At 42.9% G+C, this 23,846-nt stretch carries 36 protein-coding genes; 31 read left to right on the top strand and 5 right to left on the bottom strand.

What is annotated here, in order from left to right; translation table 11 throughout:
* Nucleotide 1 precedes the first annotated feature (1 nt).
* The 17 genes from KFT32_RS06950 to KFT32_RS06870 all read left to right on the top strand — a co-directional run bounded on the left by KFT32_RS06950 (nt 2) and on the right by KFT32_RS06870 (nt 13,296).
* Nucleotides 2–1,441: a phage tail sheath family protein gene (locus tag KFT32_RS06950; protein WP_211746421.1), complete on the top strand. Its 1,440-nt coding sequence runs from the start codon at nt 2–4 to the stop codon at nt 1,439–1,441.
* 13 nt (nt 1,442–1,454) lie between these two features.
* Nucleotides 1,455–1,979, top strand: a complete 525-nt coding sequence (locus KFT32_RS06945) for a phage major tail tube protein (protein WP_211746420.1) — start codon at nt 1,455–1,457, stop codon at nt 1,977–1,979.
* Nucleotides 1,980–1,997: 18 nt separating this feature from the next.
* Entirely contained in the window at nt 1,998–2,348 is a 351-nt protein-coding gene (locus KFT32_RS06940; RefSeq protein WP_211746419.1) for a phage tail assembly protein, read from the top strand.
* Between the two features lie 170 nt (nt 2,349–2,518).
* Entirely contained in the window at nt 2,519–5,395 is a 2,877-nt protein-coding gene (locus tag KFT32_RS06935) for a phage tail tape measure protein (RefSeq protein ID WP_211746418.1), read from the top strand.
* Entirely contained in the window at nt 5,395–5,610 is a 216-nt protein-coding gene (locus KFT32_RS06930) for a tail protein X (protein WP_211746417.1), read from the top strand. The genes KFT32_RS06935 and KFT32_RS06930 overlap by 1 nt, the downstream gene beginning before the upstream one ends.
* Nucleotides 5,607–6,728 carry a phage late control D family protein gene (locus tag KFT32_RS06925; protein WP_211746416.1) on the top strand — a complete coding sequence of 374 codons (1,122 nt, stop codon included), beginning with the start codon at nt 5,607–5,609 and terminating at the stop codon, nt 6,726–6,728. Before KFT32_RS06930 ends, KFT32_RS06925 begins: the two co-directional genes overlap by 4 nt.
* A gap of 2 nt (nt 6,729–6,730) precedes the next feature.
* On the top strand, nt 6,731–7,162 hold the full coding sequence (locus KFT32_RS06920; protein WP_211746415.1) for a phage baseplate assembly protein V: 432 nt from the start codon (nt 6,731–6,733) through the stop codon (nt 7,160–7,162).
* Complete coding sequence (locus KFT32_RS06915) at nt 7,159–7,563, top strand: phage tail protein (protein ID WP_211746414.1); 405 nt, start codon at nt 7,159–7,161, stop codon at nt 7,561–7,563. The genes KFT32_RS06920 and KFT32_RS06915 overlap by 4 nt, the downstream gene beginning before the upstream one ends.
* Entirely contained in the window at nt 7,560–7,889 is a 330-nt protein-coding gene (locus tag KFT32_RS06910; RefSeq protein WP_211746413.1) for a GPW/gp25 family protein, read from the top strand. Before KFT32_RS06915 ends, KFT32_RS06910 begins: the two co-directional genes overlap by 4 nt.
* Entirely contained in the window at nt 7,889–9,013 is a 1,125-nt protein-coding gene (locus tag KFT32_RS06905; protein ID WP_211746412.1) for a baseplate assembly protein, read from the top strand. Before KFT32_RS06910 ends, KFT32_RS06905 begins: the two co-directional genes overlap by 1 nt.
* Nucleotides 9,006–9,563: a phage tail protein gene (locus KFT32_RS06900; protein WP_211746411.1), complete on the top strand. Its 558-nt coding sequence runs from the start codon at nt 9,006–9,008 to the stop codon at nt 9,561–9,563. The genes KFT32_RS06905 and KFT32_RS06900 overlap by 8 nt, the downstream gene beginning before the upstream one ends.
* A gap of 15 nt (nt 9,564–9,578) precedes the next feature.
* Nucleotides 9,579–11,156: a tail fiber protein gene (locus KFT32_RS06895; protein WP_249435713.1), complete on the top strand. Its 1,578-nt coding sequence runs from the start codon at nt 9,579–9,581 to the stop codon at nt 11,154–11,156.
* A gap of 13 nt (nt 11,157–11,169) precedes the next feature.
* Nucleotides 11,170–11,580, top strand: coding sequence for a hypothetical protein (locus KFT32_RS06890; protein WP_211746410.1), 411 nt, complete (start codon nt 11,170–11,172; stop codon nt 11,578–11,580).
* A 1-nt stretch (nt 11,581) separates the two neighbouring features.
* Complete coding sequence (locus KFT32_RS06885) at nt 11,582–11,725, top strand: hypothetical protein (protein ID WP_211746409.1); 144 nt, start codon at nt 11,582–11,584, stop codon at nt 11,723–11,725.
* Nucleotides 11,726–11,812: 87 nt separating this feature from the next.
* Nucleotides 11,813–12,100: a hypothetical protein gene (locus tag KFT32_RS06880; protein ID WP_211746408.1), complete on the top strand. Its 288-nt coding sequence runs from the start codon at nt 11,813–11,815 to the stop codon at nt 12,098–12,100.
* A gap of 13 nt (nt 12,101–12,113) precedes the next feature.
* Nucleotides 12,114–12,392, top strand: coding sequence for a phage holin family protein (locus KFT32_RS06875; RefSeq protein WP_211746407.1), 279 nt, complete (start codon nt 12,114–12,116; stop codon nt 12,390–12,392).
* On the top strand, nt 12,379–13,296 hold the full coding sequence (locus KFT32_RS06870) for a peptidoglycan recognition protein family protein (RefSeq protein ID WP_211746406.1): 918 nt from the start codon (nt 12,379–12,381) through the stop codon (nt 13,294–13,296). The genes KFT32_RS06875 and KFT32_RS06870 overlap by 14 nt, the downstream gene beginning before the upstream one ends.
* Nucleotides 13,297–13,354: 58 nt before the next feature.
* On the opposite strand, the gene KFT32_RS06865 is transcribed toward KFT32_RS06870, so the two are convergent.
* The 3 genes from KFT32_RS06865 to KFT32_RS06855 form a co-directional block, all read right to left on the bottom strand.
* Nucleotides 13,355–13,567 carry a hypothetical protein gene (locus tag KFT32_RS06865; protein WP_211746405.1) on the bottom strand — a complete coding sequence of 71 codons (213 nt, stop codon included), beginning with the start codon at nt 13,565–13,567 and terminating at the stop codon, nt 13,355–13,357.
* Between the two features lie 101 nt (nt 13,568–13,668).
* Nucleotides 13,669–14,568 carry a hypothetical protein gene (locus KFT32_RS06860; protein ID WP_211746404.1) on the bottom strand — a complete coding sequence of 300 codons (900 nt, stop codon included), beginning with the start codon at nt 14,566–14,568 and terminating at the stop codon, nt 13,669–13,671.
* A gap of 72 nt (nt 14,569–14,640) precedes the next feature.
* The gene (locus KFT32_RS06855; protein WP_211746403.1) at nt 14,641–14,865 is read right to left on the bottom strand and encodes a transcriptional regulator; all 225 of its coding nucleotides are present in this window, start codon (nt 14,863–14,865) and stop codon (nt 14,641–14,643) included.
* A 176-nt stretch (nt 14,866–15,041) separates the two neighbouring features.
* Here KFT32_RS06855 and KFT32_RS06850 point away from each other — a divergent pair, with 176 nt between their 5' ends.
* The 5 genes from KFT32_RS06850 (at nt 15,042) to KFT32_RS06830 (ending at nt 18,236) form a co-directional block, all read left to right on the top strand.
* The gene (locus tag KFT32_RS06850) at nt 15,042–15,851 is read left to right on the top strand and encodes a ParM/StbA family protein (RefSeq protein WP_211746402.1); all 810 of its coding nucleotides are present in this window, start codon (nt 15,042–15,044) and stop codon (nt 15,849–15,851) included.
* Nucleotides 15,844–16,050 (top strand): hypothetical protein, encoded by a 207-nt coding sequence (locus KFT32_RS06845; protein ID WP_211746401.1) that lies wholly within the window; start codon nt 15,844–15,846, stop codon nt 16,048–16,050. The genes KFT32_RS06850 and KFT32_RS06845 overlap by 8 nt, the downstream gene beginning before the upstream one ends.
* A 2-nt stretch (nt 16,051–16,052) precedes the next feature.
* A complete protein-coding gene (locus KFT32_RS06840) occupies nt 16,053–16,262 on the top strand; it encodes a hypothetical protein (protein ID WP_211746400.1) in 210 nt (69 codons plus the stop codon).
* A 128-nt stretch (nt 16,263–16,390) separates the two neighbouring features.
* Nucleotides 16,391–17,638: an FtsK/SpoIIIE domain-containing protein gene (locus tag KFT32_RS06835; protein ID WP_211746399.1), complete on the top strand. Its 1,248-nt coding sequence runs from the start codon at nt 16,391–16,393 to the stop codon at nt 17,636–17,638.
* Nucleotides 17,628–18,236 carry a replication-relaxation family protein gene (locus KFT32_RS06830; RefSeq protein ID WP_211746398.1) on the top strand — a complete coding sequence of 203 codons (609 nt, stop codon included), beginning with the start codon at nt 17,628–17,630 and terminating at the stop codon, nt 18,234–18,236. The genes KFT32_RS06835 and KFT32_RS06830 overlap by 11 nt, the downstream gene beginning before the upstream one ends.
* A 178-nt stretch (nt 18,237–18,414) precedes the next feature.
* On the opposite strand, the gene KFT32_RS06825 is transcribed toward KFT32_RS06830, so the two are convergent.
* Both KFT32_RS06825 and KFT32_RS06820 read right to left on the bottom strand, forming a co-directional pair.
* Complete coding sequence (locus KFT32_RS06825; RefSeq protein WP_211746397.1) at nt 18,415–18,639, bottom strand: helix-turn-helix transcriptional regulator; 225 nt, start codon at nt 18,637–18,639, stop codon at nt 18,415–18,417.
* A 235-nt stretch (nt 18,640–18,874) separates the two neighbouring features.
* On the bottom strand, nt 18,875–19,225 hold the full coding sequence (locus KFT32_RS06820; protein ID WP_211746396.1) for a helix-turn-helix domain-containing protein: 351 nt from the start codon (nt 19,223–19,225) through the stop codon (nt 18,875–18,877).
* Between the two features lie 230 nt (nt 19,226–19,455).
* On the opposite strand from KFT32_RS06820, the gene KFT32_RS06815 reads away from it, so the two are divergent.
* The 9 genes from KFT32_RS06815 to KFT32_RS06775 all read left to right on the top strand — a co-directional run bounded on the left by KFT32_RS06815 (nt 19,456) and on the right by KFT32_RS06775 (nt 23,830).
* Nucleotides 19,456–19,701 (top strand): helix-turn-helix domain-containing protein, encoded by a 246-nt coding sequence (locus tag KFT32_RS06815; RefSeq protein WP_211746395.1) that lies wholly within the window; start codon nt 19,456–19,458, stop codon nt 19,699–19,701.
* Between the two features lie 4 nt (nt 19,702–19,705).
* Nucleotides 19,706–19,912 carry a helix-turn-helix domain-containing protein gene (locus tag KFT32_RS06810; RefSeq protein WP_211746394.1) on the top strand — a complete coding sequence of 69 codons (207 nt, stop codon included), beginning with the start codon at nt 19,706–19,708 and terminating at the stop codon, nt 19,910–19,912.
* Nucleotides 19,913–19,947: 35 nt separating this feature from the next.
* On the top strand, nt 19,948–20,742 hold the full coding sequence (locus tag KFT32_RS06805; RefSeq protein WP_211746393.1) for an ORF6N domain-containing protein: 795 nt from the start codon (nt 19,948–19,950) through the stop codon (nt 20,740–20,742).
* Nucleotides 20,739–21,227 (top strand): helix-turn-helix domain-containing protein, encoded by a 489-nt coding sequence (locus KFT32_RS06800; RefSeq protein WP_211746392.1) that lies wholly within the window; start codon nt 20,739–20,741, stop codon nt 21,225–21,227. Before KFT32_RS06805 ends, KFT32_RS06800 begins: the two co-directional genes overlap by 4 nt.
* A 16-nt stretch (nt 21,228–21,243) precedes the next feature.
* Nucleotides 21,244–21,405, top strand: coding sequence for a hypothetical protein (locus tag KFT32_RS06795; protein WP_211746391.1), 162 nt, complete (start codon nt 21,244–21,246; stop codon nt 21,403–21,405).
* Nucleotides 21,406–21,484: 79 nt separating this feature from the next.
* Complete coding sequence (locus KFT32_RS06790) at nt 21,485–21,739, top strand: DUF7667 family protein (RefSeq protein WP_211746390.1); 255 nt, start codon at nt 21,485–21,487, stop codon at nt 21,737–21,739.
* Nucleotides 21,740–21,895: 156 nt separating this feature from the next.
* Nucleotides 21,896–22,111, top strand: a complete 216-nt coding sequence (locus KFT32_RS06785) for a hypothetical protein (RefSeq protein ID WP_211746389.1) — start codon at nt 21,896–21,898, stop codon at nt 22,109–22,111.
* The gene (locus KFT32_RS06780) at nt 22,108–22,371 is read left to right on the top strand and encodes a hypothetical protein (RefSeq protein ID WP_211746388.1); all 264 of its coding nucleotides are present in this window, start codon (nt 22,108–22,110) and stop codon (nt 22,369–22,371) included. Before KFT32_RS06785 ends, KFT32_RS06780 begins: the two co-directional genes overlap by 4 nt.
* Nucleotides 22,301–23,830 carry an ATPase gene (locus tag KFT32_RS06775; protein ID WP_211746387.1) on the top strand — a complete coding sequence of 510 codons (1,530 nt, stop codon included), beginning with the start codon at nt 22,301–22,303 and terminating at the stop codon, nt 23,828–23,830. Before KFT32_RS06780 ends, KFT32_RS06775 begins: the two co-directional genes overlap by 71 nt.
* The last annotated feature ends 16 nt before the right edge of the window (nt 23,831–23,846 follow it).

Below are 23,846 nucleotides of genomic sequence, written 5' to 3'. Positions count from 1 at the left end.
CATGACTGAATTTCATGGCGTAAAAGCAACCGAGGTCTTTGAACCAAAGAAGGCAGTGCAACAATCAAATACCTTGCCTGTTTACTTTGGCACAGCGCCGATAAATCTCGCAGATAATCCTGCCGCAGCAGTAAATAGTGTTGTTTTGGTTGCTAATTTTGACGACTTTAAACGTAAACTTGGCTACTCCGATAACTGGAAATCATACACGCTCTGTGAAGCAGCTTATGCCCATTTCGTGGATTCTGAGCAAGGACCTGTGGCATTTGTTAACGTGCTGGATACTACAGACGTAGAAGTAACAGCTCCAGCTGCAGCGGTGATTGCTGATGGCATGCACACGATTAACAAAAAGGGAGTTTTGAAAGATTCTGTTACTGTCGCTGATAGCACGAAAACCTATGCACTAGGCAAGGACTTCGCTCTTACATTTAACGACGCTGGCGAACTTGTCATATCTATCGTGAGCGGCGGTACTATTCCGGTAGGCACTAGTTCTCTGCAAGTCGGATACAAAACTCTGAAACCTTCTGTAGTTAATGCTGCACGGATTATCGGTGGGTCTGACTCGCAATCAGGAACCAGAACGGGTATGGAGCTGATCGAAGATGTATTTTCCGAGACATCATTCGTTCCTGATCTTATCCTAGCGCCAGGACACTCTGATAATCCTGTTGTAGCTGCTGTTATGGTGGCAAAAGCTCAGAGCATCAACGGTCTCTTTGAAGCTCATGCGATTACCGATCTTGATGCAAGTCAAAAGTATATTGATGTCGTGCAGTGGAAAGAAGAGAACGGCTATACCAGCCATTTGCAGACTAATACTTATCCAATGGCAACTTACAAAGGGCGTGTTTATCACATGTCTACGCTAGTTGCTACTGCTATGGTCGCCACAGATCAGCGTAACGAAGGGTTTCCGTTTCAAACCCCATCGAATCAACCCATTGTTGCAGATGGATTAGTCTACGCCGATGGAACTCCGGTAAGGATCCCTTTTGATCAAGCGAATGTATTGAATGAAAATGGCATTGTTACGGCAGTACGTTGGACTGGAGAATTTAAAGCATGGGGCAATCGTACGGGAGCCTATCCAGAATATAAGGATGCCCAGCGAACTTTTATCCCTGTACGCAGGATGATGAGTCATATCAAGAATCAGCTGGTGTTGAGACACTGGCAACGTGTGGACAATCCTTTAAACCTGCGTCTAATCGAGTCTATCGCTGATGACTCAAACGTATGGCTGAACGGTCTAGTGGGATCTGGATACTTACTCGGTGGTCGTGTAGAGTTTCGTGAGTCAGACAATCCAACGGATCAACTCGGAAACGGCAAGATGGTGTACCGCATCTTTATAACTCCACCTTCTGTAGCTCAGGCCATTGAATTTATCTTTGCATACGACACATCATATCTGGCTGCTTTAACGGCGGCTTAAGGAGGTTTCATGCATGACTAACAAAATTCCAATTAAATTATCAGGTATGAACGTATTTAAAGAGGGAAGTAACAACAGTTTTGCAGTGGTTGATCTTACACTTCCCTCGCTGACTCTCATGACGGATTCCGTATCAGGAGCAGGTATTCTTGGTACAGTTGATGTTCCAGCTGAAGGCCATTTTGAATCAATGGAACTCGGGATTACTTGGAGAACCATTGATAAAGATATGTTTAGTCTAATGGGCTCTTCTGCTGGTCTGGAAGTCCGAGGTGCTTTTAGTGGATGGGATAATGCCAAAACAGCAACAGTGTACACACCGATTAAAGTCGTAGTTCGGGGTATGAGTAAGGGCGTAGATCTAGGAACCTTGGCACAAAACGCCACAACTGACTCGACTAACAATATCGAGGTTATTTACATCAAAATCTTCCTCGATGGTCAAGCAGCTCTGGAATTCGATAGGTTTAATTATATATACCGCCTGAATGGACAAGACATGCTTGCTGATGTAAGGAAAGCCCTTGGATTGGCTTAATAAAAGGAGGATAACAATATGAGCGATAAAGTGGTTAGCACAGAAAATTTAGAAGAAATCAAGAAGGCCGGGACGGTGATTAAGCTGTCTCGGCCTTTTACTTGGGAAGATCAGGAATATAAAGAACTGGTACTCGATTTTGAACGTCTTTCTGGGGACAGCATTATGGAAATCGAGTCTGATTTTATGGATTTTGTCATTGGTCAGAAAAATGTATTTGTTAAGTTCAAAAATGAACATCCGGCTTATCATGCAGTGACTGCTGCTAAGGCTGCTGGAGTGAGCCCGTTCATGCTTAAAAAGCTCCCAGCGCGTGACTTTTTGAAAGTGACAGGTGCTGCAAAAGATTTTTTGACCGGTCTGGTTTAGCTGATAATCCCATTCGTAAAGTTATGAAGATCTCGATAAGGTTGTCACGACATATCGAGGGAGATGTTTCTTATTTTATGAGTCGACCGATCTGGACATTGTACGAGTGGGATGCTGCTTTAGATGAAGTTTACACCGAAGATAAAGCTCGGAAGGAAGGGGGTTAGATTATGCCAAAAAAGTATGAAGTGTCATTTGAATTAAATGGTGATATCGACCCTCGACTAACGAGAACCTTTGATAATCTCAGCAAGGATGTTACGGGGCTCGAAAAAGATTTAGGGATGCTTGGAAAGACAAAGAGTTTTGATCGACTCAGCCGTGAAGCTGGACAGGCTGGAGGAGCCTTTGATGAGCTCCGCGAGGATGTTAGAGAGTTCGGTCAAGTTTTCGAACGAACACTCCAGTTCACAGGGGCTTACGCCATTATTGAGCAAGTAACTGGATCGCTTGGGGAGATGGTCAGCACCATTGGTCAACTCGACGCACAATCTGGTCAGTTGGGAGCGGCAACAGGAGCCATAGGAGCCGAATTAGAGGGCCTTCAAGATATCTCCCAATCTTTGTATCGTGAAGGACTTGGAGAGGGTGTAACGGACCTCACAGATGCTCTCGTCATTGCTCGGAATGTAACCAAGCAGCAGGGAGATGAATTGGAGACTACCACCAGAAACGCGATCGTTCTCCAAGATGTTTTCCGCTTTGATATTCCTGAATCCGTTAAGGCTTCGGACACGATGATGCGGCAGTTTGGAATCACATCTGAAGAGTCGATGAACCTCCTAGCTCAAGGTGCTCAAAATGGTTTAGATAAATCGGGAGAATTGCTCGATTCTGCGAATGAATACGCGCCTCAATTTGCCGCACTCGGTTACTCCGCAAATGAAATGTTCGATACATTTAATGCGGGTCTTGAAGCAGGAGCTTGGAACCTGGACAAAGTCGGGGATCTAGTTAAAGAATTTAATATCCGAATCCAAGATGGCAGTGAGAAGACAAGTGATGCGTTAGCAGCCTTATTTGCTCCTGAAGGTATCGAAGATTTCACCGCTGCTCTAACCAAAGGTGGAACAAAATCAGCCCAATATATGGAGCTACTTAAACACGTATCAGCAGATACAGCCAAAGAAATGGTTGAGAATCTCCAAAAGGGTGGCAAGAAAGCAGAGAAAACTTTTACTGCTCTCTCCGGAATTATGGGTGACGGATTTAGCATCCTGGACCAACTGAGTACTGGGGCGGTCAAAGGTAAAGATGTAATGCAAGATGTTATCACGGAATTAAACAGTATTGACGACACCGTTTATCGAAATATGATCGGTGTTGAGCTCTTTGGTACACAGTGGGAAGACCTTGAGAAAGAGGTAGTTGCTGCCCTTGGTTCTACACAAAGCCAGTTTGATATGACCAAGGAAACGATGGAAGAGATGGCAGCTGTAAAGTATGACAATCTCACCCACGATTTAAAGGTCTTAGGCCGAGAGTTAATGGATGAGTTAATTGTTCCGATCGGTGAGGATCTTATGCCTGTACTGAAAGATATGACAGCATGGGCAAAAGACAATAAAGACGTGATCAAAACAATAGGACTTGCGGTTCCAGCTGCTATACTCGCAAAAAACACTGTGGGTATCGCCAAGGACTTTGGCAAAGTGGGAAAGGCTGTATTTGATACAACAAATGGCGTGAGTAAATTTAGCGGCGCAATAGGATTGATGACAAACCCAGTCGGTTTGGCTGTAGGCGCAGTCGGTGCTCTCTCACTTGGAGTTATGGCATATAAAAAACATCAAGATATGGCTCGCCAGTCTCTGATAAATATGGGGGCTGAACTGAGCGAGGTTTCAGCTCAGTATGATCAAGCTACTGAGAAGGCTCAGCAAACTAATGATCTGGTTTGGACATACAATAATCTAAGTGATGCAATTGAGAACAGCAGTGGAAATTCTCATGAACTCGTCGTTCAAAAGGAGAAACTCGCAGAGGTTACTGCAAAGCTTCAAGACCTTTATCCTGAAACAATAACCCAGTACGATATTGAGAACGGAAAGGTTAGAGAAAAGGTCGGACTTTTAAAACAGGAATCTGACGCAGAACTCGAACTTGCGAAATTACGAATGGAAAAGGAAGTTGCGGAAGGGCAGAAGAAACTTCCAAAGCTTGAAAATGAAATTACTTCACTCGAAAAGCAAACCGCAGACTTGCAGGAACAAAAACAAGCTTTAGATACGGCTTTACCTGCTCTTAAAGAGTACCAAGCTCAGTTTGAGAAAATTATGCAATCTGGTGAATCTGAAGATCGCTCTGCGAAGCTTGAAGCTCTCAGACAAAAGGCAGATGAAGTCGGAGAAACAGTAGGTTTTGTTTACGAAAATATTACTCACTTGAATTCCTTAGATAGCAATATTGAGGATCTTACGAATGAGAGAATTAGCACGCTTGATGCTTATATTGCAAAAATGGAAGAGTTAGGGACGGCCAAGAGTAGTTACGAGGATTTATACCAAGCTCAGCTCAATCTTATTGAACTTGATTACGGTGCGGATTTGGAAAAACAAGCAGGTAAGTATTCTACTCTCTCTCAGGCGGAGCAACAACGTTTCGAACGGGCTATGCAAGATGTATCTGCTCTGCATCAAGAAATGAATCTTCTCCCTACAGATAAACAGATTAATATTGATGTATTATGGCGTCAGATTGGTACTCCTTTGAGCAACATGAAACAACCAAAGACTTTTGAATTGCCTCAATATGCAGATGGTGGTTATGCTAACCAACCATCCATTTTCGGTGAAGCTGGACCAGAAATGGCTATACCGATTCGAAACGATCAGCGGTCACGGGACTTGCATGCTATGACAGGTCGTATGCTCGGAATTGATTCTGGATCGGCTGGCGGTGGAGACTTTATATATAACCCTCAATACGTCATTAAAGGAAACGCCGATGTCGAAGCGATTAAAGAAATGGATAACCGCAACAGAGCAGATTTTAAACAGCAGTTCGAAGCATATAAACGTCAACAACAAAGGGTGAGTTTGGCATAATGAAAAATTATAGAACAATTCAGGGCGATACTTGGGATGGTATCGCCTTTTCTATTTCTGGAAAAGAATCTTTCATGGTTCCGCTCATTGATGCTAATCCTGATCATGCTGAGGTAGTGATATTCCCCGCAGGAGTAACTCTTAATGTCCCTGATATACCTATTTCTACAGCTTCTACTCTTCCACCTTGGCGGTTAGAGGATGGTGAGCAATGAAAACGGTAGAGGACGGTCGTCATGCATATCTTATGCTCAAGTACAACGGTAAAGAGATGGGTACAGAGTACCTAAGTAAGTATCTGATGGATTTTACTTATGAGGATTCTGCTCCAGGGGATCAGGACAGTATTTCTGTGACTCTGGATGATAGAGAAGCAAACTGGCAAGACACCTGGAAGCCGAAATTTGGCGATAAGCTCATTGCGGAGATCACAGTCGTCAATTGGGATAAACCAGGAGAGAAAGCCAAGCTACCGTGTGGATCATTTGAAGTTGATTCTATTGATATTGACGGTCCTCCTGACAAGGTGATGATCCAGGCACTAGCTTTGCCACTTGGCGGTGCACAGGCCAAGCAGGAGAATCGTACAAAGTCTTGGGAGAAGGTTAAATTAAAAACGATAGCCCAGGACATTGCAGGTCGTGCAAAGCTGAAATTAGTTTACTCCGCAGTAGCGAACCCCACATATGAACGTTTGGATCAGAGTGACCAAACGGACTTTTCGTTTTTGGTGGATAAAGCAAAAGACGAAGGTATAGCCGTCAAGATTTCAGGAGGCAGTTTGGTCCTGTTTGATGAGGCTGAATATGAAAAAAAACCTGCTGTTATTGATATTGTCAAAGGTAAAAGCAATATCCTTAACTACAGTTTTAGTGAGAGTAGCACAACAACAGCGTATGGGAAATGTGTTGTCACTTATCGACCACCGGCTTCAGCTAAGAAAGCAAAGAAGAAGGAAAAAGATAAGAGCAAGGATGATAAGCCTGCAACGATTAAAGCAGCTACTAACACACAGTCTACAACTAAAGTGATTACTGGAGAATACAGCTTGCCAAATGCGACGGGTCTTCCTGTGCTTCGCATTAATGAGCGAGTAGAAACAGTAGCAGAAGCAAACCGATTAGCGAAGAACAGACTGAGGGAACAGAACAAGAAATCTGGACTAGCATCATTTTCACTTGACGGTGACATACGATTTGCTGCTGGTATAACGATTAATGCAAAAGGGTTTGGTCGGTTCAATGGGAAGTACATCGTTGTTAGTGCTACTCATAGACTCGGCACAACGCCTTATGAGACGGAAATACAAATACGTAAGGTTCTGGGGTGGTAAGTATGTCTGCAAGTGCTTTATGGAATATATTTCGAATCGGGTTATGCTCCACCTCAGATCCGGAGTCAGGGACAATAACGGTTACCTTTGGAGATAGAGAGGATATGGTGTCTGGTGATCTGCCAGTGCTTAGCCGAGGAGGATGGGCACGAGGTAATGATCTGCCTGAACCTGGGCAAGAAGTGGCATGCTTATTTTTGGCAAATGGCTTATCTGAGGGTATCTGCCTTGGTGTCATCGATGACGATGATCCACCTGGAACTCCCGATCAGCGAGGTATCTGGTATGAGGATGGCTCTAATGTTTACTATGACCGATCCACTAAAAAGTTGATAGTCAAGGCAACCGGCGGAGTAATGATAGATGGTGACGTGACGGTAAAAGGTAACTTGGACGTTAGCGGAACTGTTAAACGAGGTGGTGAGATTTTATGATTGGACTTGGTGCGTTAGGGGATATCGTATTTATTTCGTCGTTTAAAACTCCGAGAAAGGTACGGACGTTCCAAGATTTCCAACGAGATTCAACAGCCCGTTGGGGAAATAATGATATCCACCTTCAGAAGCCCCGTAGCCAATTTCTAGGCCCGGGGCTTGATACGATTACTTTCACGATGAGTTTTGATGTGAATCTTGGTATGAATCCCCGTGTTGAGATGGAAAAACTCCTTAAATATCAGACGGAGGGGAAGGTGCTCCTTTTGCAGATTGGTGGAAAAGGTCTAGGTCAAGGGAAGTGGAAAATCTTGAACCTAGGGCAAGCATGGGAACGAATTGACCGAGACGGGAATCTGCTGAAGGCGTCACTGGCGGTATCATTGGAGGAATACGTATGATTGAACATAAAGTATTAGGCCAGCAGCCAGCAATGCGCTTTGGTCTTACGGGTATTGATTCAATAAAACAAAACATACAGGTCGTAGCAACTACCTTTGCTGGCACGGTCCCTTTGGATCGTGCCTTTGGTATATCTGGGGATGTTATGGATCGACCTTATCAGGTAGCGCAGGCACTCCTGATCAATGAATTGATGGCTGCAATCACGGAGTTTGAACCACGAGCTGAGGTGATCAGCATTGAGTTTGAAACAAGCACAGAAGAAGCAGAACAAGGCAAATTGGTCCCGATCATTAAGTTTGTAGAGAAGGAGGTGGTGCAATAATGGCACTGGTCGAGTTACCGGAAATCAAATTTGTTGAAGATGATGCGGAAAAAGTTTTTGGGGAAATGGTTACTGTCTTTCAGGGATTTACAGGGGAAACGCTTAACCGAGCGGATCCGGAAATGTTGGCTTTACGATCCTTTGCTCAAATCATTATCCAGCAGCGTGTATTGATCAACAGAGTTGCAAAGGGCGAGTTGCTAAGGTACGCAAAAGGAATTGTACTGGATTACTTGGGTGATCCTAAGACACCGATATTACAGGCAGAGCCTGCAATATCAATTGTACGGTTTACATTGTCCATTCCGCTTGTAACACCGCAGACGATCCCAGTGGGGACCCGACTCGCACCGGAAGGCGCGGAAGGATCGTTATTATTTGCAACGAAAGTATCTTTAACGATTCCGGCAGGGAACACAACGGCTGATGTGCTTGTCGAGTGTTTAACTCCTGGTGTGATAGGTAATGGCTTTTTACCTGGACAGATCAATACCTTGATTGATCCGCTGCCATTTGTGGCTTCAGTGACCAATCTTACGACCACAGCAGGCGGTGCGGATACCGAGGATGATGATTCATACAGAGAACGTATTAGAATGGCACCAGAATCATTTTCTACGGCAGGACCAGAAGAAGGTTATAAATATTGGGCAAAAACAGCCAGCGCAGCTATCGTGGATGTAGCAGCTGTCTCTGAGGCACCGTCAGAAGTGACGGTCATACCTTTGCTGGAAGGTGGAATAATCCCAACACAAGTGGTTTTAAATGCAGTAGACGAAAAGATCAATTCTCGAAAGGTACGACCATTAACAGATAAGGTCACGGTCAAAGCTCCTACAGCTGTCACGTACAATATCAATATTACTTATTACATCAACAGAGATAGAGCGTCAGAGTCCGAAATAATCAAAGCGGCAGTAAACGAAGCTGTGAAGTCTTATCAGCTTTGGCAAAAGTCCAAGCTCGGGAGGGATGTAAATCCATCGGAGCTTATTTGGCGTGTTATGTCTGCTGGAGCGCTCAGAGTTGTGGTAACAGCTCCGACCTATGTAAATATAACGGAGCTTCAGGTCGCTCAGGACGCGACAGTTAATGTGATCGATGGAGGGCTGGCCGATGACTAATATCGATCAGATCAGCGTTTATGATTTACTGCCACCTAATGCACAGGTTGATCCAACGGTATCGGCTGCAGCTCGTGCACTGGATAGTCATGTTCAGCAGCTGACTCAGGAAGTTGCGGACCTTTCCTTTTACCGCAGATTGCTGAAGGGGCAGATCACGGACGCAGAGGCAGATGAACGAGCTTGGCAGGAGCATCTTGATTACTATGACACCTCGTTACCTTTGGAACAAAAAATACAACTACTCCTTAACGCTAAGGAGTTTCATAGGATTAAAGGGACGCCTGCAGCTATTGAGGACTTAATCACGATTCTCTTCGGCGAGGGTAAAGTCGAGGAATGGTTTGAATACGGTGGGGAACCAGGAAAATTTCAGGTGACAACAAATAATCCAGCAGTCACGCAGGAGCGTGCTCAAGAGTTTTATCGGGCTGTTGAATCGGTCAAACGACTAACTGCTCACCTGGAACGAGTAGTTCTTTCTCAGGTCGAAGAGATACGTCTATATACCGGCTTTGTTTTTCAGGTAGGAGAATTTATAAGAATTTAGGTAGGTGGTGTGCGAATGTCAGTTTTTACGAAATCATTAACAAATAAAGGTATCGCACTGCAGGCCAAAGCACAGGCGGGAAGGGAATTGAGATATACCCGATTTGTAATAGGTGATGGACGCCTTTCGGGACAATTACTTCCAACGATGACGAATGTAATTAGCCAGAAAAAAACTATCCCTGTCACCAAACTACAGATGCGTCCACCTAATGAGGCTATTGTAGGTTTCTCGTTATCAAATCAGGATGTAACTGCTGGTTTTTACTTCCGTGAACTTGGTTTGTTTGCCATGGATCCCGATGAAGGAGAAATATTGTATTTGTATGCCAACGCTGGTGAGACAGCTGATTACATTCCTCCTGCTGGTAGCGATGATGTAATTCAAAAGAGTTTTGATACCCTTGCCTTTGTGGGGCAGGCGCAGAATGTAACAGCGAATATTGATCATTCACTCGTATATGTAACTCATCCCGAATTGGCTGAGGCTATTGCTGGAGTAAAAATCGAGGTGCCAGACGCGTCCCTAACAAAAAAAGGTATCACGCAACTGTCAAATGCAACAAACGGGACAAGGGAGAACGTAGCGGCTACGGAAAAAGCAGTTAAGACCGCTTACGACAAAGGAGCTAAAGCGGAAACAGATGCGGCTACAGCTCAAGCGAGAGCAGCAACAGCTGAATCGAATGCCAAGGCGTACACAGACGCTCGTCCGTGGCAGAAATCAATGATGACGGCGGACAGTGGGACCGCAATTAATATGCCAGCAGGAACTGATCTGCATACGTATGCATTTAGTACGGGGTTTTATATGGGATCTGGGATTGTGAACGCGCCAAATTCGGGGTGGTTTTACTTCGAGGTGCTTAAGCACAACGATATGTTTATGACGATCAACGCTTACAACCTAGATAACTCAAGCCACTCATACAGACAGAAGAAAAAAATTAACGGAATATGGGGTCCTTGGTCAGACGATCTTTTTACCTCTGTAAATGATGGTAAGGGCAGTCTTGAGACAATCATCATTGGTAAAGGCGGCACAGTCTCTAAAGCTGGAAGTGTCGCCACGTTCCCTGAACTGGTCAACGGAGTCAACTCGATTCAGCAAGGAGTGTATCAGAACCTTGTAATTAATACGGGGGGGACACAATACTATTCAGTTGCACGCGGATTCACTGGTGTGGTGAAAACACTTGGAACCATACCTGCCAAAACCAGACTGATCACTATGTCACCGATTATCTACGCAGGTTCCACCTCAAGCTGGCAATTATCCGCCATGAACGGGCTCAATGCGGCTATTTGTCTAGTAGACTCAAATGGGGTTAGATGGCAAATTGGAACAATAGCCTACGGTAACGAGCTTGAAGTAAACTTCTACTACAATATTTTAAGCGTAGATACAGGTAATTGTGACGGAGCGTACTACCGCAGGGAGAATGGAAATCTAGCTAAGGTCAACATTTCAAAACCTGCGAATTTTAGCAACAATGGACCTATGACGCTTGCTATTGTGTGCATACAAAACACTCGAACTGACACCGCAGATATTATGTTCTACGCATCATCTTTATCAGTTATATCAATGTAAAGGAGGATTTTAAATGAAAAGATATATCACGTGGGAACCATACTCCCCGAATGTCGGCAACGTAACCGGAATCTATGAAGGTGCTGTTGATGAGTCAATAACGGAGGGTCCAAACACTATTGAGTCTGAATCGCCTACACCAGACGGTGCTAACGCAGTCAATGGTCTGACGTCAGTACTTCGTATCAATCTTGAAACAGGCGAGTTGTATTATGACTATATAAAAATAGAATCAACGGAAACACGTTTGGCAGCTACGCAAGCAGAATTAACTCAAGTACAACAAGCTTTAGCAGATGCTTATGAACAACTTACGATTGCTCAAAATGAAAGTACTACTACCCAGCAGGCATTATCAGATCTATATGAACAGCTTCTAAAACTCCAGGAAGAAATCGCAGCACTAAAGGGAGGGGGTGATTAACATGTTATCTATGGTCCCTATTTATGTATCTTTAATCAAGAAGATTGTCCGTACACTTGAAAGCATACCGCATGTGGTTGTGGATGAGAATGGAACCACTCTCCGTGATTTGGTTGAAGAAAGATTGATCAGCAATGCTGCATAACAAGCACGCCTCAAGATGAGAGCGTGTTTTTTTGTGCCCTTGTGTGGTCCGGGGGTTCTTTTATTTAGAGAGAAGGGGGAAGGAAAGGTGGACTGGAGCGTGCTTACAACCATAATCGCAGCATTAGCTGGTGTCAGTGGTATTTGGCTGGGATGGACAGGTAAAACAAAAGCCTTCCGAGCAGAAGTAGTGCAGGAAGCGACAGCGGATGCATCGTTGCATACGGATGTGTCTTACATCAAGCGAGGAATTGATGACATTAAAGTTGATGTCCGAATACAAGGGCAACGTATGGATGGTTTTGCTGAACGTTTAACGAGGGTTGAGGAATCAGCTAAACAGGCTCATAAGCGGATCGACAAAATAGAAGAATAAGGAGATGGACCATATGGAATGGAGTAATATTTTTAATCTTATTGATCCTAGACTTGTCATTGTAGTGGCGTTTTGCTGGGTAGTGGGCTTTATCCTAAAACAAACACCGAAAGTGCCGAACTGGACTATTGTATATGGAGTAACTTTATTCGCTTTGATCCTAACTGTATGGATGCTTGGTTGGGGTCCTGATGCTCTTATTCAGGGTGTGTTAGCTGGTTCCTTTGCTGTTTATGGGAATCAACTGTTTCAACAAACTAAACAGGGAGTTGAAAAGGATGGACATAACTAAATATAAGATCGAAAGACGTTATATTAACAAGCGTCCAAACGTGAGACCCGGAACCAGATTAGTATCTGGCACTCCGGGTTTCTTTGTTGCTCACGATACTGGCAATCCTGGAGCAGATGCTGAGCAACACTTTAAATACTTTAACAGCATGGTAGATCGTGAAGCTTCGGCACAAATATTCATTGATGACAAGCGTATACTGGAGATCATCCCAACCGGAACTGGTCCAGATCCTGCTGAGAAGGCTTGGCATGTCCGTTATAATGTCACCACCGACAATGATAAATATGGTGATGACGCAAACGACATTGCTCTTGGCGTAGAGCTCTGTTATGGAGGAAAGATAAACACGATTGAAGCATATAAGAAATTTGTGTGGTATCTTGCCTATTGCTGCTGGAAGTGGGGGAAGAATCCTTTGATTCATATCCCTACGCATAAACAGCTTGATCCATCGCGTAAAGCTGACTGCGAACAGGCTCTTAAGTCGGTCGGAAAAACTATGAAGGATCTTATATATGACGTAGCGACTGAGCTAGAAGGCGAGAAGGTCGTTCCTAAAGCACCATCATTCGTGGCATTGACACCTTACATTGCAAATGCGTTGATCACGAACTATGTACGACCTGCGTGGAAAGCATCTAAAGATGCAGGGGATATCGATGGAGCAGGTCACTTCCACCGTTTAGCAAACAATCTTAGGAGTGCGGCTGGCATCGATGCTGAGGGAATGAAATTAGCAGCTGCAGTTAAACTGCACAAATCCAACGCTCAAGAAATTATATTTCGGTGGCTCAAACCTGCATGGCAAAAAGCTCATCGAGCAGGTGACCAGGCAGGCAAGACACATTATAACAACTTAGCCAAGTATCTACGGCAAGCTGCAGGAATGCCTACTGAATAAACATGTCGGAATGAGAAAAAAGCCCGGGGGGGGGGAATCCTCGGGCTTTTTTGTGTTTCTATCCAGCATATCTAAACATGCAAGCTCCTCGAATGTAATGCTCACCTTTTATCGTAATGTGAGTCTCCGTAATATCCTCGATTACACCACTGCCAACAAGTTCAGGACCAAAAAATATCACAATCGGCGTTTTATTCATTTTCGCTGAATGCAATTGTATATCGTTGGTCAGTGGTTGCATGTGTCGTTTTGAATAACGTGTATGATGCATGTAAAGACCACCTTTCGTATTCAATGCGTTTCGACAAAATGCTATAATATTCCTGCTTAATTATCAATAACCCTGCCATAGATTGCCGGCAGGGTCATTTTTTATTTTAGTGATTCATTTGCTTCGAGCTGGTTGTTGTAATCATATAAAACCATTTTGTAGTCAGTACCCCACTTAGAAGAGGAACTAGAAAGTATTTTTTTCTTAACCTTACTATTGTCTATGTCCAGCTTTTTTATTTGAATATAGGCTTCTAGTTGCCCCTGGAAATCAAATCGTACCATCTTAAAATCGTGGTCCCACTTCTCGTAACTGGTATCTAAAATTCCTTTTAGTACATCATCATCAATAGACAATTCTGCCAACTCATTATAAGCGGTTGTCTGCTCCTTAATTATGAAAGCTTGCATCTCGTAGTCGTCTTCCCAATCTTTTTCTGCGTTAGCTTTTATAATGCTCTTTACCTCATTAGGATCTAGGGAGGCAATAACATTAGATTGTGCCGATTCAGAACCTTTTTCCTTTGTATCGACGTTGTTAACTGTGACTGATGAATCGTATTTCTCTTTTAATGAAGCGAACAAAGGTAGTATCTCTTTTTTATTTCCATCACGAATGAGTTCAGTAATATCTAAGAAATCTTTTCTGTTAGTTACGCTAAGGAGGTCAACAGTGGATTCTATAGTCTCGGCTATTCTCAATTCAAGTTCCGGAGGAGTTTCTTTTAATAAGTAATTCTCAACAACCTTTAATATTTCCGCTGTTAGCTCTTTTTCGGCATCGGATATGGGTACAATGTCATCTTTTACGATGTCCGTTTTAGCAGTTTCGTTTTTGTTCTCATCAATAACCAATGATGGTTCAGAATCAATGGTTCCATTGCTTTCATTGCTTTCTTGCACCGATTGTTGTATATCTTCTTGTTCACTGTTGGTGCAGGCTACAAGAACTGAAAAAGAAACGATCAGGGACATAAACAAAATAATTATCTTGCGCAACATCTCACCCTCCTATAATTCCATTAATGAAAATTAGTCTACCAGACCTATAAACATTTTTCTATATATTTCCACTCACCAAAAATCAGAAGCCATTACATCGTATCCATGTTTTCTTAATGCTGAAATAACTTTGGATTTAGATTTTATTTGAAGTTTCTCGTGATCTCTATTCCCATCACAAAGTCTTGAGACAGCATCCCTACTAAGACCAGAAGTACTTACTAACCACTCTTGAGTGATTCTATTCCTATCCAAAAAAGCCCCTAGCCTAGAACGTTTCTTTCCTAACCCATACATAAAGTAACCCCTCCTAATAGTAATAGGATGGGACAATCTATGAAAATTTATTCATGAGTTAAGGAAACATAGGCAAGCTGTGCCCATAGTTATAGAACTAGATACCTAACCAAACCGGATCAAGGCGCCTGGTTACGTATCTGGATATATAACCAGACATCAGGAGTGTGATCCTTATGATAAGCGCAATCGATCCAGGAGGACGTAATACAAAGTACTTTGACAGCCGTTTGCCTAAGCCAGTGATGTTTCCGTCTGCAATCGGCATTAATGATCTGGACCGTAACCTAAAAAGCTCAGGAGAATTTGATTTTGAATGGGAGTATGACGGTCTTACTGGCTTTGCCGGCAGTCTTGCGCTCAGAGAGTCGGAGTATGTAGAAAGTCGAAAAGACGAAAGCAAAGCTCATTTTGATGCGAAGCTACGGACGCTCATAGCACTGCACCAATACGGATCCGGAAACGAACATCAAATCTTAGTTGGCCAACCGATTGATACTCATACTGAAACTGAAAAGCAGGCAATTAAGAAAATGTACATCGGCAGCCACGATCTGACTGTAAACGGTAAGCGGAAAGTCATTGTAATCAAGAACTGTGAGGTTGGACCTGAAGGAGCTGCTTCTGGGCTTTTGGTAGCTCCTGCAGTCGGCACTATAAGAATCATTGATATCGGAAGCGGTAGCGTGAACTTCGCCACGATCACGGACCGGCAGTTTATCAATAAGAGCAGTTTTACACTGCCTGAAGGTATGGAGAGCAAGAGTAAGCTAGATCCACGATCCTTTGGACGACAAATAGCTGCTAGGGCAATCGCTCGGAAATGGGATAAGAACGATGTGGTTTATGTAACTGGAGGCGGTGCTAATGAGGTTCTACCGTTTATACAGCAACTCTTTCCATTAGCAGTGCTCCTAGATCCTGATCCTTTTACTACAAACGTCAGGGGACTCCTGATGATTGCAAGGAGGGTATACGGTGGCTAAGCAAATTAAGATCATCCAAGTAGCCTTTAACCTACTCGATCCGGAACAAAGATACTGGCATGAGCAAGTGTCGTGTAAACCTAATTCGTCCGGATACATCAAGCGGCTGATCCAGAGGGATATGGAAGGTAGCAGCATTACTATTCAGCTGCCAGAGGTTAAACGATCAGAAGAATTCAGCGTGGAAGGGTGGATATAAAAATGAATTTCTTCATCCCATTTGCAAGTATTGCTGCCGTAGGAATCGTTGGACATATCATTGAACGAAAACTTGAGATGAGCGGTAATGCCGGAAATGTGATCATGGTAAGGATCGGTGCGCAGGTGAGCTACTTCTTGATTGCCTTTGCTACCTGGAAAGATTTCTTCAAGGTCGCGGGGCAATATCTCGGTGTACATGTATCTTGGTAAATGTTTTAGTAATCATTTAATTAAATGTTTGAGTGAATATGTATTAAGAAATGTTTAATACAAGCCAAAATCATTGATATAGAGCCAAAAATCAAATTTGTTTCAAAGAAGAGGAAGCAGGTGGAATTATGCTGTTGAGTTCAGCGGGTATTGCGAAGATGGTGGGCGTTGTGGGAAGTATAGGTGGAGCATATGTGGCTTATGCGACACATCCAGTAAATGTAGCGTGTGGGAAGTTAAACACTGTCCTGCGCATGGGTAGCATCTATATGAGCATCCAGGGATATAAGGGTAGGCAGATCAAGAAGTATCCTTCTTTCAGTAAAAAGGATATCCGAATTTATCTGAACCGAACAGAAATCAGTTTCATGTTACCCATTGGACTCCTGCCGGATGAAGTTTATAAGAAGAAGGATTTGTTTTACCAAGCGTTCGGGTCGGAACTGGAATTCGAATTATCAAAAGATAAGAGAAGATTTTTCATCAAAGCATATAACCAAGAAGTGAAAATGTTTGATTACGATAAAGAGAAAATTGCAGAAGCTGTGAAAGATATCCCTCTCCCTATCGTTGTAGGAAATACACAATCGGGTCTTGTGGTTTATAACATGGTCGAGAATCCCCACCTGCTCATTACTGGTGAAACAGGAAGTGGTAAATCAATACAGCTTCGCTCCATCCTTACAACGTTGCTTACCCAGTGCAAAGACCGTGTAGAGCTGTACTGCGCCGATTTAAAACGCACAGAGTTTCACATCTTTAAAGGTGTAGCGAATGATGTGGTTATCGAAGTTGACGACCTACGAAAAATAGTTAATAACATCAGCAGTGCCATGAATCACAGAGGTAAGCTACTCAATAAATATGGTCTTGCTCATGTGGACGATCTGCCGGAAGATGTGAAACCGAAGTATATTGTCTTTGCGATTGACGAATTTGTTTTGTTGAAAAAACAAAATGACATCATGAATAAGTTAGAAGAAATATCATCAGTCGGTAGAGCGTTAGGCGTGTTCCTGATCCTCTCTTTGCAACGTGCCGACAGTACCACTATGGACGGAATATTAAAGAATAATCTAACCGTCAGAATGGCGTTTCGTGCCAGTAGTGCAGTTAACAGTCGGATTGCTATTGATAGCGGCGAAGCATCAGAAATCATGAATAAGGAGAAAGGGAAGTTTGCATTATCTTTGGATGGTATCAGGTTTGCTCAGGCTCCGTTATTAGCCCTTGATGATGCCAAGGCAATGTTAGAACCACATAAGTGGAAAGAGGTCATAGAATCGAAAGTTGTTGATCTGACAGAGGAAGAATATAGTACGGAAGATGCGAACGAAGACGATGAAGTATTTGGGGTGTTGGCATATGAGAACTAGAGATCGAGAGATCATCAACAGTCTGCATGAGTTCCGGTTTTTAACTGGAGAAGATGTCGCAGAAATGTACTTCTCCCACACGAAACATCCAGTGATTCACGCGAATTCTACACTCAAAAGGTTACGCCGGGATGGATATATTAAATGCTCCACGGAACGCAGGAAATATGTGTATTACTGTGCCGAACGCAAAGTTAAATCAGACTCACAGAAAATAGGTCATTTCCTTTCGATATCACAGTTCTATAGGGATATATTCCGCATTGAAAAACCAAGAGCTTTTGTAGTCGAACCGAAGCTTGGCGGTAAGGGAATGCCTGAACCTGATGCATTCGTAATTTGGAAGAACACACCTTTTTACGTAGAGATCCAGCGTTCAAAATATACCAAACCACAAATGCAGGACAAAATGAACCGTTATGAAAAGTACTATCTATCAGGGGATTGGCAAAATGAATCTTGGCAGATACCACAGAAGAAGATCTTTCCGCCAGTTTGGATTATCGGGGTTGGTTCCGGATCGTATGAGACAAATAAACAATCGTTCAAAGTGTTTCAAGATACTGTGGAATCAATGCTCAGTAGGTTTAACAAATAGGGGAGTGGCTGTTGGCCGTCGCAGTTTAGAGAATGGTGATCTCATTCTTTGAAATCTGTGGCGGCCTAATTGCATTTACTCATTGTAAGGAGAAGTATGTTCGTAAACATGATGAGGAGTTGTAACCCATATGGTTGACAATTTACTCAGGGGGAGAGGTGTTTGAAATACAACACGCTCAGTTCCTTTTTCGAACGACATTGAGGATGTATAGATCTGTTACGCGGCAGCCTAAAATGTTAGCAGCATTTATAGCGAATTCTAGGGACATTTTACGATCTCCACTGACAAGTTTGCTTACATACTGGCGAGTTACGCCCATACGCTTAGCAAATTCAGCTTGAGTCCAGCCCTTCTCATTTAGTCGTTCCAGCAGGAGACAATCCCCGAGCCGGAAACTCATTGGGTACTCCTTTCATTACAACTCTATGTATTTGATTAACAAAGAACGTTTGTTCTCGTTTTTTGGCGAATTTTGTGGTATGCTCATTTTAAATATTTATCGGAAAAATTTAACAAACAACCCCACAACTAGGAGGACAAGCAGATGCCGAAAGAAATTGATCTAAAAGTTTTATTAAGACAGCTGAAAGAAAAAGGTGTTCAAACACAAGAGGTAGAGGCTTACTTAGAATCACTTATTTCTTCCAACGTTTTAAAGCTGCCTCCAAAAGATCGATAACATCGTCGGCTTCTTCTTTACTCAGTGTGTGCCCTTTGTAGGTAAGGGTGTATTGGTTCAATTTTTCTATAGGTATATCCGCTAACTCCGATTCCTCGTGAAGATCGGGGTTTTTGCTTTCTATAAGATCAGAAATCTTTATGTTAAGTACTTTCGCAAAAGCCTCAAGTGTTTCGACACTTGGGTTGTAACGATTTCTTTCTAAATCAGCAACATAGGAACGTGATAAATTAGTCTTTTCTGCTAATTGCAATTGAGTTAATCCTCTGATCTTTCTCCACTCTTTTATGTTTGCTCCAATAGACATTATTTTTTACCCCTCCACACACAATTTCTTATTATAGATGATTATAAGTTTAAAATGTCGGTAATACAAATCATTTAAAGACGGAAAAACACGTAATATTTAGCAAAATGACGGTAATACGAGTATTTATGGTGGTATTTCTCTCATTTGCTTGATTTTGGAGTTTTTTAAAACTTTACTAAAATGACGGTTATACACTACATTATGTACAGGAGGTGAGCAAAATAACCATGGATAAGAAAAAACTTGGCAAGGTCATACAAGATCAACGAAAACAAAAGCACATGAGGCAGTATCAAGTGTCAGAAAAAACAGGTCTCTCCCGGAATTATATCTCTGATATAGAGAACGGGAGGTACATGCCAAGTGTGGAAACATTGGCAAAGCTAGCGATTTGTCTTGATCTCGATCTAAACATACTCACAATGACGGAAATACACGTACAACAAGGCAAGATATGCTGCAGAGAGGGATGAGTTAATGAATTTTTCAATCATGCTCAAAGTTGCAATGTTGAGGTTGGGAGTGAATAAAGCAGACTTATCTAGATCGACGGGATATTCGTACTCCTACATTTCAGATCTCTTTAAAGGTAGACGCAGGTGGAATGAAGAGTCGCTGGATAAAGTTTGTAAAGCATTAGGTGTTGAAATCAAGATTGCGCACTCCGATGAATCGCGGAGCTAGATGTAATCAATAAATTCGAAGGGAAGAGAACGCAAATGTATCAATTACAAGTGATCGAACACAACGGGCAAAGAGTACTTACCACGGCGCAACTGGCCGAATCATATGGTACAGATACAAAAACCATAAGTAAAAACTTCGAACGTAATGAATCTAGATACACGGAAGGAAAACATTTTTACATGCTTAAGGGGATGGATTTAAAAGAGTTCAAAGCCTCTCGTCAAAATGACGACACCCTTAAATTCACCTCGATCCTTTACCTTTGGACCGAAAAAGGCGCTTGGCTCACTGCAAAATCATTAAACACTGATAAGGCATGGGGAGCTTATGAAATGCTCGTCGATGACTACTACTTTAAAACCGATTTCCTTAATAGCAATCCTCAATATCAATCAATGAGCAGTGACGATCTGCTCCACTTTAGGAAAGAAGCATACATGATCGAAGTTTCAGCTAATGTCCTTCGATTGCCTGACAGCGGACGCTTAAAACTTCTAGGCGATTTCAACAAGCAGCACGGACTTTCAGTACCTCTACCAGGATATGCAGACGAAGCAATTACAGAGTCAGCGAGTGCCCTTCTTAAGAAACACGGTGTAGGCATCCAAACACAAGCCTTCAATCAATTGCTTATCAGCCAAGGGATCCTAGAAGAAAAAGAACGTCCTTCCAGTAAAGGCGGTTCTAAAGTGTTCAAGTCCATTACGGATGTTGGTCTAGAGTACGGCAAGAACATAATCAGTCCAGCCTCACCAAGAGAAACAGCACCACATTATTTCCCTAATCGTTTCGCTGATCTATTGAAGAGAGTGGGGTTGTCATCATGACCGCGAATGAATTTGGAGACTACTTTCGAAGTCTGCGCAGATCTAAGGGGTATAAAACGCAAAAATCACTAGCGCATGCTTCGGGGATTTCTCAAGCCACTATTTCTCGTATCGAAGATGGTATACAAATTCCACTGGGAAAAACAATGGCGATATTTGCTGAACTATTCGATGTGAATTTATCTAAGTTGCTTCCAAACTTTGAGCGCTCGGTGGATTCATCCTCAAATGAGGATTTCGGTGATTATCTGCGGAGTTTGCGGAACACAAAAGGGTTCACACCTACAGAGATTGCGCACTCCGCCGGACTTTCACAGCCATTCATTTCACAACTTGAAAGTGGACAGAGAAATCCAGCACCTGAAACACTCAGAAAATTATCAAATGTCCTTAATGTAAGCTACATCGGTCTTATGATCAAAGCCGGCCACCTAACAGAAGCGGAAGTGTTGGAATGCCGCAGAGAAGCCGGAATAATCGATTAGTTGAGGAGATGACCAAATGTCACATATCGAAGGCATTGAAACAGAAACGGTAAGGCACCTAAACAAACTCATCCAGTTCCGTAACAACGGACAAGTTCTTGAAGCAGCTAAAGATTGGCTTGATAAAGAAATCTCTGATCTACAAGGCTTGCTTGGACTAAGGGGGCTGACCGCATGATCTGGTTGGCTATTGTTCTACTCATAAATGTCTGGTTCGTTGCAATGAGATGGTCAGCAGTAAAGGAGCGTGAAGACCAGTGAGTGTAGCAATTCACGACATTCACAGAATGCTAGCAGCGATCTACTTTAGAAGCCTAACACCTGAAGGAAAGCTAAAGGTCCACTGGCTAGATCAAATTAGCATTGTTGCAATCCTTCAAAAGAATGCTGAGCTAGTACATCAATTGGATTCCCTTAAATCTCTTGCCTTCCACGCTCATGAAATCGGGGACATGGATTGGCAACAAGAAATCTGTAAGCAGATTGAGGAGCTAGAAGCCCAATGCATATAAGACCTCGATTAACGCTTGTTGGTGCATTGCCTACTTGTAACGTATGTAGCAAGGAAATGGACCCAAAGTTCTTACGGGATTGGAACGACCAGAAAGTATGTAGACATTGCATCTCAGATCTAACGGTAGATTACCCGGAAGGGGGTGACGAAGAACATGACCGCAAAGCAAAGACCAGATCTGGTCGGCAAAGTCGGCAGGGTGCAGTTGGAAGATGAAGCGGAACAAGGACACTTTGAGTTTGAAGTGATTTCAGCTGAAGAGGATGAGATCGGCAACATAGACATTCAAATCCTTACAGACTCAAATAAGAAGTTTTGGATCGAATTTGATGAAGAGATCAAGCTCAGGGATAAGGAGGGAACGAAGTGAAACAGTTCAGATCAGAATCAGAGCTTTTCACAAGCTTTAGAAACGAATTGCCTGAAGAGGTATGCAAAGATATAGACCGTTTGCTCTTTATGTACGACATGTACCTGGATGAAACAGACCCAGAAGCTGAAGCGGTACTCATTGAGGGAATGAACATTATTGAACGCAAATACAACATGGAGGTGACTCATGGAGCAAGCAAAGCAAATATCAATCAAACAAATCAAAGCGAGAAACTTCAAGAATCACAAACAGTTTAATCACGAATTCGGATTATCTACTAAAGCAGCCGGCAAGAACGGCGAAGGAAAGTCATCCATCGGGGAAATGATCACATGGTGCTTGTACGGATGCGATACTTTCGGAAGCCAAATGATCAAGACTTTATCACCTGTACCAACGAATTATGAATACGACTCAGTAGAGGTTCACCTGCTTATTGAAGTAGACCAGACGCCTTACCTACTCAGCCGGACCATCGAAAACGACAATGCAAAATATTACTTCAACGAAGTTCCGAAGAAAGCGAAGGAGTTTGACTCCATAGTATCGGACATGTTCGACAAGAAATTATTCCTTTCATTATTCACTCCAGGCTATTACTTCGCACAGAAGTGGGAAGAGCAACGAGCGCAACTACTCAGTTACGTGTTACCACCTGCAAACTTAGAAGTACTTAAACACCTACCTACACCTCAGTCAGACAAGCTTTCCGAACTACTCAAGAAAACAAACATCAACGATCTGGAAGCGAAACATCGCGATAACAAAAACAAAAAAGAAAAGGCTCTGATTGCTGCTAAGTCACGAGCGGAAACATTGCAGGAACGACTAAGCACAACAAAGCAATTCACTGATTCTGAGCTAGTTAATCTTAAGAACGAACTTCAATCGATCAATGAAAAGCTTGAATCACAAAAGGAAAATGTCGCTCAAGCAAGAGAGCGTAACAGCAAGATTGAGCGAATGAAAACTCAGATGAAGGTGTCCTTTAACGAAGCGAGCAACGTCAAGGAGCAGTTTACATCAATTAAAAGCCAAGAAGTGGACGAAACCTGTGTCACTTGCGGTCAGTTGCTTACTGAGGAAAGCCGTACTCATGCTCATCAATCAAAACAAAAGCAACTGGATGAACTCAAGGCTAAGTACACCATCATGGTGGATCAATATAAACGAATGAAAAGCGAATTTACCACTCTTGAAGAGATCGAGGTTCCAGATACAAATGACCTTGTGAATATGAAATACAGCATCGAATCAAGCCTCAAGGATGCTGATGCATTAAGCAATCTTGCTGGAGATGTAGATGAAGCGAAGCAAGCAGCCAAAGACATTCATGAAAGCTTCGCGGAATCGGTATTCGTACTTGATGCAATTAAGGCATTCAAAGCAAAAGAAGCTGAGCTCATGGCATCCAAGGTATCTAGTCTCTTCACAAACTTAACTCTTAAGCTGTTTGAAACAAATGTCGGTAACGGTGAACAAAAGCCTTATTTTGAAATTGAAATGGATGGAAAGCCATATCGGAAGTTGTCAGTCGGAGAGAAGATCAAAGCTGGTTTAGAACTCATACAAGTCCTATCAAAACAAAGTGGCACTATCGCACCGTGCCTGGTGGATAATGCCGAGTCATACACAAGCGCAGTTGAAACGCTTGGTCAGATTATAGTCTGCATGGCCGTGCCTGGTCAATCCCTAACAATTACGGATATCCAATAAAACAAACTAATGGAGG

It is taken from the genome of Paenibacillus sp. Marseille-Q4541 (genome assembly GCF_018310695.1).
GTDB lineage: Bacteria > Bacillota > Bacilli > Paenibacillales > Paenibacillaceae > Paenibacillus.
Note: the sequence above shows the minus strand (reverse complement) of the source record. Positions and strands in the feature narration are given on the sequence as shown.